Annotated in this window: 14 protein-coding genes; 2 read left to right on the forward strand and 12 right to left on the reverse strand. The window is 61.6% G+C overall.

Annotated features, from left to right (window positions below; all coding sequences use genetic code 11):
• Positions 1–26: 26 nt before the first annotated feature.
• The 10 genes from ACWF6P_RS07200 to ACWF6P_RS07245 form a co-directional block, all read right to left on the reverse strand.
• Positions 27–929 carry a carbohydrate ABC transporter permease gene (locus tag ACWF6P_RS07200; RefSeq protein WP_378531745.1) on the reverse strand — a complete coding sequence of 301 codons (903 nt, stop codon included), beginning with the start codon at positions 927–929 and terminating at the stop codon, positions 27–29.
• Complete coding sequence (locus ACWF6P_RS07205; protein ID WP_378446692.1) at positions 926–1900, reverse strand: carbohydrate ABC transporter permease; 975 nt, start codon at positions 1898–1900, stop codon at positions 926–928. The genes ACWF6P_RS07200 and ACWF6P_RS07205 overlap by 4 nt, the downstream gene beginning before the upstream one ends.
• 74 nt (positions 1901–1974) lie before the next feature.
• The gene (locus ACWF6P_RS07210) at positions 1975–2898 is read right to left on the reverse strand and encodes a L,D-transpeptidase (protein ID WP_452620540.1); all 924 of its coding nucleotides are present in this window, start codon (positions 2896–2898) and stop codon (positions 1975–1977) included.
• Positions 2899–3114: 216 nt separating this feature from the next.
• On the reverse strand, positions 3115–4797 hold the full coding sequence (locus tag ACWF6P_RS07215) for an FAD-dependent oxidoreductase (protein WP_452620541.1): 1683 nt from the start codon (positions 4795–4797) through the stop codon (positions 3115–3117).
• An 81-nt stretch (positions 4798–4878) separates the two neighbouring features.
• Positions 4879–5760, reverse strand: a complete 882-nt coding sequence (locus ACWF6P_RS07220; RefSeq protein WP_452620542.1) for a hypothetical protein — start codon at positions 5758–5760, stop codon at positions 4879–4881.
• 10 nt (positions 5761–5770) lie between these two features.
• Positions 5771–5989: a dodecin gene (locus tag ACWF6P_RS07225; protein WP_003939815.1), complete on the reverse strand. Its 219-nt coding sequence runs from the start codon at positions 5987–5989 to the stop codon at positions 5771–5773.
• A 15-nt stretch (positions 5990–6004) separates the two neighbouring features.
• Positions 6005–7216 carry a serine hydrolase domain-containing protein gene (locus ACWF6P_RS07230; RefSeq protein ID WP_378446696.1) on the reverse strand — a complete coding sequence of 404 codons (1212 nt, stop codon included), beginning with the start codon at positions 7214–7216 and terminating at the stop codon, positions 6005–6007.
• A gap of 108 nt (positions 7217–7324) precedes the next feature.
• The gene (locus tag ACWF6P_RS07235; RefSeq protein WP_452620543.1) at positions 7325–7840 is read right to left on the reverse strand and encodes a DUF6764 family protein; all 516 of its coding nucleotides are present in this window, start codon (positions 7838–7840) and stop codon (positions 7325–7327) included.
• A 78-nt stretch (positions 7841–7918) separates the two neighbouring features.
• On the reverse strand, positions 7919–8959 hold the full coding sequence (ligD, locus tag ACWF6P_RS07240) for a non-homologous end-joining DNA ligase (RefSeq protein WP_452620544.1): 1041 nt from the start codon (positions 8957–8959) through the stop codon (positions 7919–7921).
• Complete coding sequence (locus tag ACWF6P_RS07245; protein ID WP_378542681.1) at positions 8959–10005, reverse strand: ATP-dependent DNA ligase; 1047 nt, start codon at positions 10003–10005, stop codon at positions 8959–8961. Before ACWF6P_RS07245 ends, ligD begins: the two co-directional genes overlap by 1 nt.
• Before the next feature lie 109 nt (positions 10006–10114).
• Here ACWF6P_RS07245 and lppU point away from each other — a divergent pair, with 109 nt between their 5' ends.
• Positions 10115–10732 carry an LppU family putative lipoprotein gene (gene lppU / locus ACWF6P_RS07250; RefSeq protein WP_007731384.1) on the forward strand — a complete coding sequence of 206 codons (618 nt, stop codon included), beginning with the start codon at positions 10115–10117 and terminating at the stop codon, positions 10730–10732.
• An 87-nt stretch (positions 10733–10819) separates the two neighbouring features.
• Here lppU and ACWF6P_RS07255 read toward each other — a convergent pair whose 3' ends face one another.
• Complete coding sequence (locus ACWF6P_RS07255) at positions 10820–11971, reverse strand: magnesium and cobalt transport protein CorA (protein ID WP_452620545.1); 1152 nt, start codon at positions 11969–11971, stop codon at positions 10820–10822.
• Between the two features lie 302 nt (positions 11972–12273).
• Complete coding sequence (locus tag ACWF6P_RS07260) at positions 12274–12891, reverse strand: TetR/AcrR family transcriptional regulator (protein WP_452620546.1); 618 nt, start codon at positions 12889–12891, stop codon at positions 12274–12276.
• Positions 12892–12991: 100 nt separating this feature from the next.
• Here ACWF6P_RS07260 and ACWF6P_RS07265 point away from each other — a divergent pair, with 100 nt between their 5' ends.
• The gene (locus ACWF6P_RS07265; RefSeq protein WP_452620547.1) at positions 12992–13906 is read left to right on the forward strand and encodes an SDR family NAD(P)-dependent oxidoreductase; all 915 of its coding nucleotides are present in this window, start codon (positions 12992–12994) and stop codon (positions 13904–13906) included.
• The last annotated feature ends 38 nt before the right edge of the window (positions 13907–13944 follow it).

Here is a 13944-nt window from a genome sequence, read left to right on the forward strand (position 1 = left end):
GAAAAAGAATTGTGACGGGAAAGCTGTCAGCCCTTGACCGCACCGGAGGTGAGGCCCTTGATCATGTGTCGTTGCAGCAGAAGGAAAATCACCAGGATCGGTAGCATCGTCAGCACCGTTCCTGCCATGACCGGACCCCAGTTGGTGAGTCCGTCGTTGTTCTGCAGTTGGGTCAATCCGATCGGCAGCGGCGCTACCGAGGAATCGTCGGACATGAGGAACGGCCACAGGTACTCGTTCCATTCGTTCACCACCGTGATGATGCCGAACGCCACCATCGTCGGCCCCGACACGGGAAGCACCACGCGCCAGAGCAGTCGCCAGTGGCCGGCGCCGTCCATCCGCGCCGCCTCGATGATCTCCGAAGGGATCGAGAGGAAATGGTTGCGCATGAGGAACGTACCGAAGGCTACACCCGCGAGCGGAACTATGATGCCCTGGAACGTGTTACGCCATCCCCACTCTGCCACGAGCGCGTAGTTCGAGATCACGGTGATCTGGTTCGGAACCATCAACGCTGCGATGATGCCGAGAAAGACGAAGTTTTTCCCCGGGAAGCGCAGGAATACCAATCCGTAGGCACTGAGAGTCCCCAGAACGAACTTCGCCGCGGACAGAATCGTCGTGATCACTATCGAGTTTCGCAGAAACATCCAAAACGGAACCGATGTCGTTGCTTCGGAATAGTTTTCGGGATGCAACGACGACGGCCACCACGTTGCCGGCTGGGTGTAGATCTCCGGTCGCTCCTTGAACGAAGTCATCACGATCCAGTAGAGCGGCAGGACGATGATGACCAAGGCGATCACCATTGCCGCGTAGCCGAGGATCTTGACGCCGACCTCACGCCGATCCACGTTCCTGCGGTCCGGGCCCGGCCGGACGACGGAAGTCGGAGCAGCGCTTTTCTTTTCCTCTACCGCTGTCATTTCTCTTCTCCCCGATCCATGGCACGAACCTGGTAGACGGTGATGATCAGCAGGATCAAGAACATGATGGTGGCAACCGTCGCGCCGTAGCCCGCCCGGAAGTTTCGGAACGTCTCGTTGTAAACCTGGTAGACCATCGTCGTCGTCCCCGTCCCCAGCGGGCCACCTCGGGTCATGACGTTGATGATGTCGAAGACCTGGAGCGAGTTGAGCATGACGGTGATGGAGAGAAAGAACGTCGTCGGGCGCAACTGAGGCAGGAGCACGCGGCGGAACTTTGTCCACGGCTTGGCGCCGTCGATTTCGGCGGCTTCGTTCAACTCTTGCCGAACTCCCTGCAGCGCAGCGAGATAAATGACAAACGTGTACCCGAGGTTCTTCCACATGTACGTCACCGTCACCATGAACAGTGCCCAGTGGGGATCCTGATAGAAGTCGGGCGATTGGAGTCCGACACGGTGCAGGAGATCCTGGATCAATCCGAAGTTGGGGTCGAAGACGAACTGAAACGCCACACCGATCGCGGCACCGGAGATCACAAAGGGAGCGAAGATGGCCGATCGGACCAGGTTTCGCCCGACGAGCTTGCGATCGAGCAGCATGGCCAACGCCAAGCCGATGACCATCGAACCCACGACGGTGACCAACGTGAATACCACTGTGTTGGTGACGATCTGCCAGGTGTCGCTTCGTCCGAACCACTCGCGGTAGTTACTCAGACCGATGAACGTCGCCTTCGGGTCCGCAATGTTCCAGTCGAAGAACGAAAGTCGGATGTTGTCGACCAACGGACGATAGGTGAACAAGATCAGCAACGCGAGATTGGGACCTACCAAGAGCGCAAAGAGCGCGTAGTCACGCCATGGTCTGCCCCACAGACCTGGCTTGCCTGAAGTGGGCAGCGTTCTTTCCGGACTCGATCTCACTGAGGCAGTCTGACCGCCCGCAAAGAATGAATGGTGAACGTACAAGACACTCGAGCTGAACGCGACACGAAAAAGGCCCTGCGCGAATACTTCTCGCGCAGGGCCTTCGTCGACGAGGTCTAGCGGTTCCAGTCACCCAATCCGTCGGCGCCGCTGAGGACTCCACCTGCGGTGTTCTGCACGATCACCGGGTCGCCCTTGCCTGCGTTCTCGAAGAACCACTTGGCATCCTCGGTGCTGACATTGAGGCAGCCGTGGCTGACGTTGGTGAAACCTTGTTGCGCAACCGACCACGGAGCAGCATGGACGAAGATGCCACTGTAGGAAATTCGCGTCGCGTACTCGACGTAGGTGCGGTAACCCTCCGGAGAATCGATCGGAACGCCGTACGTGGACGAATCCATGTACATGTCACGCAACTGCTCGCCGACGATGTACGTGCCGTTCGGTGTTTCGTGTCCCGGCTTGCCGAACGACGTCGGCATGGTGCGCACCACCTCGCCGTTGCGGGTGACGGTGACCTGCTTGGTGTTGTCGTCCGCGACGGTGACGAGTGCGTCACCGATGTTGAATGTGGAGTGCGAATCGCCGGCGTCGACGGTCACGGAGATGTTCGCCGGCCAGAACTGTGCCGGCTTCCAACGGACCTGACTGTTGTTGATCCAGTAGAAGTTGCCCTCGACCGGCGGATTGGCGGTCACACGAATAGCGCGTTCGGCCGTCGCACGGTCATCGACGGCCTCGTTGAAACGAATGATGATCGGCTGCGCGATGCCGACGGTCTCGCCCGCGGACGGGTTGAGCGACGGTGCGGAGAAGTTGGGGGCACCGATGGGCGCCTGAATCGGCGTACCGGGGATGCCCGGAACCGGAATTGCCGGGTCGAGGTACGGAACGCCGGGGATCACGGGCAACGGAATGTCGGGTCCACCGGGAAAGAGAGGAACAGCCGCGGAAGGTCCGGCGAGAGCGAGGCCGGCAGCCACCGCTCCGACGATTGCCACGGCAACCCGCGACGTCCGACGACCCTGTTTGCTGCCCATGTCACTACCTTCGCTCGACTGACCACGTACTCACGTGGATCGTGCGCGGCCGGCATCGATACCCGCCTGGTACCGATGCCGATGCACCATTCGGACGCACCCGCCGGGCGCACACCTACACACCCGAGCACGCCGAAGAGAGCAAACCGCACATTTCCATAGTCATTAACACACAAATGCGGCAATCGAGCAATTCGGATGTTCGCCCAACCGTTGCTATCCCTCGCTGCGGGCAGCCGCCAACATGGATTCGATGGAGATGAGTTTGGTTCGCGGCCGTCCGGCTGCGGCACCGGATGCACGTTCTGCCTTGTCGATACGCTGCCAACCTTGATAGTCCACCTGATCCGGCGACCTGTCTGCCAGCAGAACCTGCAACTTGTCGGCATCCTCGGTGGGATTGGCGAGGCGTCCACCTGCGAAGTCGTCGAAGATCATCGAAACGGTCTCCGCGGAGCAGTACTTGTTCGTGCCGATCACGCCCGTCGGTCCGCGCTTGATCCAACCCGCGACGTAGACACCCGGGATCGGTGTGCCGGTCTCGGTGTCGATCACTCGGCCGTTCTCGTTGGGGATCACGCCGCGAGCGTCGTCGAAAGGCAAGTCGGCCATCGGCGTACCGCGGTATCCCACCGACCGAAGCACCAGCGAAGTGTCGATCGTCTCCTCGGTTTCGGTGGGTCGGGCGGAGAGCTGACCGGTCGGCGTTGCAACCAGCTCGTTTTTCACGATGCGCACCTGAGAGACCGCGTCGTCACCGAGGATCTCGACGGGAGAGGTGAGGAACCGCAGAACAATCCTCTTGCGAGACGGATCAGCAGTACGTGAAGCAAATTCTTGCGCCTGCTTGACCTTGAGCAACACGGACGGCTCGGCAGCATCACTGTCCACGAATGCCTGACTGGCCTCGTCGAGTTCGGCCTCGACCGGGTCGACCACTACGTCCACGTCCGCCATCTGTCCGAGTGCCAACAGTTCGGGGTTGGTGTACGCGGCCTGCGCCGGCCCACGCCGTCCGAGAATGACGACCTCACGAATCTTGCTGTTGCGCAGCGCTTCCAATGCATGCTCGGCGAGGTCCGTTTTCGCAAGCTTGTCAGGGTCGGTCACCAGGATTCGCGCGACGTCGAGTGCGACGTTGCCGTTTCCGACGATCACCGCTCGCTCTCCGGAGAGGTCGAAAGTTCGGTCGGCATATCCCGGGTGGCCGTTGTACCAGGCGACGAACTCCGTGGCCGCGTGACTTCCCGGCAGATCCTCACCCGGGATCTCGAGCTTGCGGTCTCCCGCAGCACCCACCGCGTAGATCACCGCATGGTGATGGTCCAAGAGTTCGGAGTGCGAGATGTGCGCGCCCACCTCGACGTTGAAGTGGCAGCGCACGGTCTTCTTCGCGACCACGGCACGGAACTGGTCGGTGACGCCTTTGGTTCCGGGATGATCCGGAGCCACACCGGCACGCACCAATCCGTAGGGAGTGGGAAGTCGATCGAACATGTCGACCTCGACGCGGGGCTTTCCGGTCAGTTCCATCGCCGCGTAGCAGGCGGCGGGGCCGGAGCCGACGATCGCTACTTTCAGCGTTCCCAGCTCGGGGTCGATCTTGGCCATCGTGATCGGCTCGGGCCAATCCGGGCCCATCGGATGCTTCTCGAAGTACGACGCGTTCATCTGCAGATACGGCGCGTCGTCCTCATCGAGTTCGTTGTCCGGAAAAATTGCCTCAACAGGGCATTCGTCCACACACGCACCACAATCGATGCAGGTGTCCGGGTCGATGTAGAGCATTTCGGTGGTCGCGAACGGAGCTTCGTCCGGTGTCGGATGAATGCAATTGACCGGACACACGTCAACACACGAGGCGTCGTTGCAGCACGGCTGCGTGATCACATACGCCATGACATTCCCCTATCCCTGAAACACGAAGCTCGAACTGGTTCCCAGACTATAACGTGTTCCAATTTGGCGCGAGAATCGTTTTCAGATCACGCCATTGCGCTTCAGCAGCCACACCGCCTGCACGGTGGCGTGACCTCGCCATTCCAATGCAGCGGCGGGCGAGTAGCTGTCGAAATCCACCGCCCATCCGCCGTCATCACGTTGTCGCGCAGCGAGCGCGGACAGTTCGGAGTCGATCACCGATGCATCGAACAACGTGCGGGTCGGACCACCTGGAAGCGGTGAGAAATCGAGTGGCCGCATGAATTCGCCCTCCGCTCCACCGTCCACGTGAACCAAGCCGTCAGCTGGTATCCGTGAACCAAGAGCGGTCACCAATGACGACGCTTCGGGGCTGCTCCGGTGAACCGCGTCGAGAAACTGCAACGCAAAGGCCAACTCGAGGGCATGCAGAGACTCCGCCCCGTCGATCGAGTCGAGGCAATATCGAACGGCAGAGACGAACCACGGATGTTCGGCGACAGCCTCGTCGAATTCGACGACGCGGGCCGCTGCAGCACACACGATGCTGGTGATCTGCAACGACGGCGCAGTCGGATCCGCGCTCACCCAGAAGGGCGCACAACCGGCCGGGTCGGCGATCGGGAAGGCGAACGGCAAACCGCCGCCGGCCAGCGAATTCGCCTGCAACCAATCGCACAGGTCGCCGGCTCTGCGCGTCGGCGTTCCGATGTCGGCAAAAGCTTCGAAGGCATGCAGCGCTCCGCCAGGTTGGCTGGTTGCCGAGCGGAGATCAGGTTCGAGTCCCCAGCCGTACCCACCGTCCGGGTTGCGATAGCTGTCCACAGCCGCCAATGCCGCGGTCCGGTCACCCTGTCCGAGAATCAGATTCAGTCGATGCCGATCGAGCGTCCGGGCGTGTCCTGCCATGAACCCGACGGCCGCGTTGAGATCGACACTCATCAAGGACGGCTCAAGATTCGTCGCCGTCGAGCCGGAAGCCGACCTTCAACGTGACCTGGAAGTGCGCTACGGCGCCGTTCTCGATGTGCCCGCGGGTTTCCACCACTTCGAACCACTCGAGGTTGCGCACCGTCTCGTTCGCCCGGGCGATGGCAGTGCGAATTGCCGCGTCACTGCTCTCGGTGGACGAGCCGACGATCTCGGTCACCCGGTACACGTTGCTGCTCATGGCATTCCCTTCGTGTCAGATTCGACGAACTAACTCCTGCGCCTCGGCACCGAGCCTCGCAAGGCGAAGATCACCGAGAGCTGTCACAGCACTACCCAACCTGTTGGTGGTGAAACCGAGTGAGAGTCCGCTGGACAGGTCCGCGTACGCGCCCGAACCGCCGACTCCGTAGTGGCCGATCGCATTACGCGGCTGCCGACGCGCGGCGATGATCGGCGGGTGGTAACCGAGAGTCCAGTTGGGCCGCACAGCAAGGACGTAGTCACGATCGCGAGTCTGAATCGTCGACATCTGGTCGATGGTCGATTCCTTCAGGAACCGCTTCCCGTCGATCACGCCGCCGTTCGCGATGGCGCCGTACATTTTCGCGAGAGCACGTGCGCTGAACACTCCGTTCCAGCCCGGCATCACGGCGTCGTGGACAGCGGGGTTGCGCACCATGACGTCGAAACCGTCCGGCATCGCGGCCTCCGCAAGTCCGCGAGTCGGGCCGACGTGTGAGAGCACGGTCGAAGCGAAGGCCCAGTTCAGGCCCGCAGGATTGATATGTGGGAACAGCTTCGCGATACGTGGACGCTCGGTTTCGGGTACGCGGTACCAGAATTCGTCGACTCCGAGGGGCTTCGCGATTTCGGCCTGCACTACGTCGATGAACGACTGACCGGACACCCTGGCGACAAGTTCGGCCACCAACCAGCCATAGGTCACAGCGTGATAGCCGGGGCCTCGGAGTCGACGAGGGTCCGGCTTCTCGGCAGCCAAGGCAGCCACGACCGCGTCGTAGTCCATCAGGTCGAGGGGATGCGGCATGAGCCCACGCACTCGGTGAAGGCCCGCTCGATGCGACATCAATTCACGGACGGTGATCTTGTCCTTGCCTGCCGCCGCGAATTCGGGCCAGTACTGAGCAACCGGAGCGTCGTAGTCGATGAGTCCTCGTTCGGCGAGCCGATGAACGACAGTGCTGGCGACGCCTTTGCCGGTCGAGAACGACAGCGACACCGTGTCGTGGTCCCAGCGCCGATCGCGATCGGCATTGCCGGCCCAGATATCGAGCACTTTCTCGCCGCCCAGGTACACGACGAGCGCGCCGCCACCTTGTTGTGGTTGGCGGTACATCGCGAAGAAGCGGTCTGCCAGAGGAAGGAATCGCCGGTCCACGTACAGCTCGGTGCGCGAAGGCACCTCCACCCGGGCGAGCGAACCCCGTCGTGCATTGGGAGTCATCGCGTCCTCCGATCCCCACTGATCAAGTTGCCCGGTCACCCGATCGGTGACAGGAGCTTGACACCATTGTGACCACTGTCACGCAAGAGGCTCAGGGCCGGGGTGCCCTCACGGGGTGACCCACGTCGAAGTGCCGTCGCTGAAACATCCCTGACCTGTGGCGATGTTGAAAACAAGGGTGGGGCCTCCCGAGCAGATCGCCCCGACGTCCGCGTCACCCACCGCCGCTCTGCCGCCGGGCCCGCTGAGCACCACGGAAAAAGGCGAGGAGTCGGTGCGGCCGAGTGCCAGCGAACCCGGACCGTACGCAACGGCGGCAAGTAGACCACCGCGCGACTCCGCCGCCGCGACTCCGCCGAAGAGTCCCACGCCCGCCGACCGGCCACCGTCTCGCGAATCCGCGACGCCGACGCCGTCGCCCTCCACGTGTGAAATCGCGTAGCTGGAGGGATCTGCCACCGCTCGGCACGCGGACGCCCCCTCGACGATCGTCTGATCTTGGCCGCGCGCCGAACAATCCAACGTCGCAGCTGAGGCCGTTCCGCTACCGAGTGACAATCCGAAGGCGGCAAGAATCATGCCACCCGCCGCTATACCTACTGCTCGTGTTTTCCGGCGATCCATATCCAACCCCCACAGTGCATTCGACGTGACCGTACATTCGACGTCTAATCGAATTACCCGATATGTCCGCCTCTGACGCTACCCGTCTTTGTTCTTCCGATCGCGGTCCTTGCTCGGTTGAACACGTTTGGGTTCACCGGGCATTTTGGGATAGTTCGGCGGGTACGGCAGATCGCCCAACCCTGCCGCAAGATCCTTCTCCCACATCTCCAGCAGAACGTCGAGGGCAAAGGCCTTGTCGTGCATCGCTTCCATCGGATCTCCGCGATCTGCGAGCAGGCCGGGAACCGTGGCGATGGTGCAGTCGTCGGGATGCACGTCGCGCAGTTCGTTCCACGTCACCGGGGTCGACACTGTCGCGATCGGTGTCTTACGGGCGGAGTACGCCGCCGCGATGGTCCGGTCGCGGGCATTCTGATTGAAGTCGATGAAGATTCGCTCCCCGCGCTCTTCCTTCCACCACGCCGTGGTGGCTCGATCGGCACTGCGACGCTCGACCTCACGAGCGAGGGCGATACCCGCGTGACGGACCTCGACGAAATCCCAGCGCGCTTCGAGCGGGATGTAGACGTGAAGGCCTCGGCCACCGGACGTCTTGGGGAATCCCTCCAATCCCAGCTCGTCGAGCAGTGGGCGAAGAACTTCATCCGCGATGGCAACGGCCTCGTCGAATCCGGTCCCCGGTTGCGGATCGAGATCGATGCGGAGTTCGTCCGGGTGATCGGTGTCCGGGCACCGCACGGCCCACGGATGAAACGTGACGGTCCCGAGATTTGCAGCCCACACGATGTTCGCGGCACTGCGCACTCGAAGGACATCGGCCTTGCGACCGGATGGGAACGTGACCTCGCAGGATTCGACGTGCTCTGGCCGCTTAGCCGGCAGACGCTTCTGGTAGACCTCTTCGCCCTCGATTCCGTCGGGGAACCGCTGAAGATGCGTGGGGCGATTTTGGAGTGCTCGCAGCGCTGCGCCCTGCAGCGCCACCGTGCGGTAGTACTCGACAAGATGTCGTTTGGTTCCGCCGTCCTCACCCAACTGCGGATAGTAGATCTTGTCCGGGCTCGACAACCGGACCGCGATCCCGTCGACGTCCAATTCCTCTGCCGGACTCGCCATCACTTACCACCTGCAAGTACATCCGCGAAGTCGTATCGCACCGGAACCTCCAACTGATCGAATGTGCATTCGTCGGGCACCCTGTCCGGACGCCAGCGCAGGAATCGTGCAGCGTGCCGGAAGCGTTCCCCTTCCATCTGGTCGTATGCCACTTCCAGCACCCGCTCCGGACGAAGCGGAATCCACGAGCGGTCTGCGGCCGATCTCCACCGACTGGCCTCGCCTTCGGCCACAACGTCGTCCCCGAGCCGCAGAGGCTCGAGCTCGGCCAGCAACTCGATTCGCCGCGCCGCGGTAAAAGCCGAAGCGCCACCGACCATCTTCAATTCCGAACCGTCGAACAGACCCAGAAGCATCGACCCGATACCCGGCTGACTCTTGTGGGGACGGTAGCCCAGCAATACGACATCCGCGGTCCTGGCGTGTTTCACCTTGATCATCTCGCGCTTGTTCGGCAGGTACGGCCCCGCCAGCTTCTTGGCGACAACCCCGTCGAGGCCCGCGCCTTCGAAGGTGTCGAACCAACCCATTGCTTCGGCGCTGTCTGCCGTCGCGGCAGTCACGTGGCAACTCGGTCCGCCGCCGACGGAATCGAGGAGCAGCGCACGCCGCACACCGAAATCCTCGATCGAGACGTCTCTGTCCCCGAGCGCAAGTAAATCGAACCCGACAAACTGTGCGGGCGTTTGTTCCGACAACAATGCAACGCGGCTCGCTGCGGGATGAATACGTTCAGACAATGCTTCCCAACTCAGGCGCGTCACACCGTCGATTTCACGGGGAACCACCAGTTCGCCGTCCACGACGCATTTCTCGGGCAATTCAGCTTTGACAGCTTCAACTGCTTCGGGAAAATACCGCGCCAAGTCTTTTCCTCCCCGCGACCCGAGCACCACTTCGTCACCGTCGCGAAAGATGATTGCTCGAAATCCGTCCCATTTCGGCTCGTACGACCACGTCGGATCACCGGACTCGGGCTGAGACGGCACGGTGGCCGCGGCCTTCGCGAGCATCGGGGCAAGCGGCGGCATCAGGGGTAGGTCCACCTACCCATACTGACAGTCCGGTTGGCAATTCGACTACCGATGTATTGGAATAGGTCCCGAACAATCTACGAACCATCAGAATTATCCAAGAATCAACAAAGGGGTCCCTATGTCCGGAATCGTCCGGCGACTTTGCACTGCGGTGATCGCAACTTCTGCAATCGCCGCCTTCACCGTCGGTTGCGGTTCCGACATCGAGCCGAAAGCCATTGCGGAATCTTCGTCCTCGGTTGCCGATTCGACAACTACCTCAGCGGCCCCGACCACCTCGAAGATCACCGGCCAGGAGGGCTCGGACGACGGCGGCGACGTCGACATCGACGTGTCGATCGGTGATTGCGTCAAGCTCGGCGGTACCACGACGGCCGCGGAAATCGACAACGCGGACTGCGGTAGCAAGGATTCCAACTACAAGGTGGTCGCCAAGGTTCCCACCTCTGATCTGTGTGCCTCCGATGTCGACTCGTACTACTACGAGACTCTCGCGGGTGACGAGCAGGGCGCTGTCTGTCTCGACGTCGACTGGGTAGTGGGCGGATGCATGGATCTCGGCAGCGGAATGGACGAGCCTGCCCGCATCGAATGCTCGGATACCAGCGGCACCAATGTCGTCGAGGTCGTCGAAATTCTGCAGAACTCCACGTCGATCGACGAATGCGGTTCGGGGGCAGACTCGGGATTCGAGCACCCGGAACGTAAGTTCACGGTCTGCGTCGCCACGCTCTGATTCGAGCGCCCTCCCGAAAAACACCTGTGCGCCTTGCCAACCGATCTCGTTTGGCAAGGCGCACAGCGCTTTCTGCAACGAGTTTTTCTACAGCCAGCCACGACGTTTGAAGATCGTGTAGAGACTTCCACACGTCAGGAACATCATCGAGAGTGCAAACGGATAGCCCAAGTGCCAGTGCAGTTCCGGCATGTCGTCGAAGTTCATCCCGTACACGGTTCCGATGAGCGTCGGCGCGAAGAGAATTGCCGCCCACGCCGAGACCTTCTTGATCTCCTCGTTCTGCGCGTAGCTTGCCTGCGTCAGATTGCGCATCTCCTCGTTCTGGTTCTGCGACACCAGAGTTGCGTTCACCGTGAGGATGTTTCCGAGCAACTGACGAAATCCGTCGGCCCGCTCCACCACCGTCGTCGCATGGTCGGTGACGTCGCGGAGGTAACGCTGGAGTTCTTCGTCCGTGTGGTACTTGTCGAATCCTGCCGACAACCCACGCAGCATTCCCAGCAGCGGACGAGTGGCCCGCTGGAATTCGATCACCTCACGGGTCAGTTCGTAGATGCGACGCGATACTCCGGGATCGCCACTGAACACTTCGGTTTCGATCTCGTCGATGTCGTTCTGCAGGCCGGCGACAACCGGCGCGTACCCGTCGACGACTGCGTCGAGAATGGCGTAGAGAACGGCTTCGGTACCCAATCGCAAGAGGTCGGGATCATTCTCCATACGAGTCCGCACCGCCGACAGATCCGGCGATTCACTGTGCCGGACCGTCAGAATGAAGTTCGGACCACAGAAGATGTGCAGTTCGCCGAATTCGACCCGCTCGGTCTCGTCGCGGTACCGCGCTGCCCGCAGGACCACGAACAGCGTCTTGCCGTAGCGCTCGAGCTTGGGGCGTTGGTGCGCGACGATCGCATCCTCGACCGCCAGTTCGTGGAGGTCGAAATGCTGTGCAGCGGCATATAACTGGGCGTCGTCGGGGCGGTACATGCCGATCCACGCCATCGACTGCGAATCCGGAAGGCAGGACAGCGCTTCCGCCAGCGTGGACGGTGACGCTATCCGCTCGCCGTCGCGGTACACGCCACTGTTGACAACGGTCGATTCGACGGGCGCCACTGCCTCGGGCGGGGCGGCCTTGACGACGGTGCGCGTGGCACGCGAGTGCCCGGGATGCGAGTCACCGAGACCCGCAGAACGACGTGGCAGTACCGACCGTGAACGACGAAATTCGCGCATGCTGAACAGCTTTCAAGGGAAGAGTGAACGACGACGCTTGCTTCACAGCAAAGCCGAAGCCGATGAACACACGATGAAGCTGCAGCAAAATACCGGATCAACCCGGACGGCTACAGCTTCAGTTGGTACTCGGAGGTTGGCCACGCATTACAGCCACACCTCCTCTTCCCTGAATTCCTGCGCAAGTCCGCGCACGACGCCAACATGCTACCCCGACTGCCAGGGCACGACAAACCGAACGACAAGCCGCAGGGCAGCCCGAAACGGCCGAAGGAAACCCACACGGTGAATGCAGCTTTCAGTCAGCTCGCGGCGCGCAATCCGCCGACCAAGAGTTCGACGATCTCGTCCGCCAACGACTCCGTCTCCGCCAACGTCTGCCCTTCACGCCTTCGGTACCAGAGGTCGATGCCGTTGAGACTGCTGAGGAGTACTTTTGCCGCCATTCGCGGTGAGCCCGCACGAATGGAACCATCCGCGACACCTTCGGTCATCACGTCGACGAACAGATTCTCGTAGTCGAGCCGCAGCGAATTCAGTTCCACCAGGACTTGCTGTTGCCTCGGTTTGAGCGCCGAGTTCATCTGGCCCCGGACCCCCTGGTGGATCGTGTGGTGATACCCGAGATGTGTCATGAGATTGACCAGGTGGGCGTGTGACATCGCTTCGAGACGCGTGAGGCCACTGTCGGCTCCGTCCATCCGAGCCTGGACCTCGGCGCGGAGCATGCTCATCCCGCGCTCGTAGATTGCCAGGTAAATGTCGAACTTCGAGCGAAAGTGATAGTAGACAAGACCTTTGGTGGCACCGATCCGATCGGCCAGTAAATCTACAGTCGTGGCCGCGTAACCGTCTTCGGCGAAGGCGTCAGCGGCGCTGGTGATTATCGCGGATCGCACGTCCGGAAGATCACTGCTCATTCGACTTCCACTCCCATTCACACTGCCTGCCGGCCCTTGACTGTTTCCACGCTATCGCATAGTAATACTGAGTAGTATCCCAGATCAGAGAGGTTTTCCAATGTCGTTGGATTTTTCCGGCAAGGTAGCGATCATCACGGGCGCAGGCGGCGGACTCGGCCGTTCACACGCATTGGCCCTCGCGGCACGCGGTGCCCGCGTCGTCGTCAATGACATGGGTGGCTCGGTCAACGGCAGTGGCGGCGCCGATACCGCAGCAGCCAAGGTAGTGGCAGAAATCGTCGAGCTGGGCGGCGAAGCCATCGCGGACCACTGCGACATCACCGATGCCGACGCCGTTTCCGCCATGGTTGCGACGGCAGTCGCCAAGTGGGGCCGCGTGGACATCTTGATCAACAACGCGGGGATTCTGCGTGACAAGTCCTTCGTCAAGGCCGAGCTCGACGACTTCCGCAAAGTCATCGACGTGCATCTGATGGGTTCCGTCATCTGTTCCAAGGCGGTCTGGCCGCACATGGTCGAACAGAACTACGGACGCATCCTCATGACTACGTCTGCATCGGGAATTTACGGCAACTTCGGCCAGGCAAACTACGGCGCCGCCAAGTCCGGCGTCGTCGGCCTGATGAACGTTCTGTCCATCGAGGGTGAACGCAAGGGCATCCGGGTCAACTCGCTGGCCCCGACCGCCGCGACCCGCATGACCGAAGACCTCCTCGACGAGAAGACTCTCGCTCTGCTTGCACCCGAATCGATTTCACCCGGCGCACTGTTCATGGTCTCCGACGATGCGCCCACCAAGACCATCCTCAGCGCGGGCGCCGGCGTCTTCGCGATCGCTCGTATGGAGGAGTCGCAGGGCGTGTACATCCCCGAAAGCGCACTCTCCCCCGAGGTCGTTGCCGAGCGTTGGGCCGAGATCAGCGACATGACGAATTCCGTTCAGGTACCCGCGGCATTCGATCAGACCCGCCGGTTCGTCGAGAAGGCTGTAGCGGAGCAGCCGACCAACTGAGCAGGCCAACCAGCCAACTGATCGACCATGCTCCCCCT

The organism is Rhodococcus sp. NPDC055024 (genome assembly GCF_053608585.1).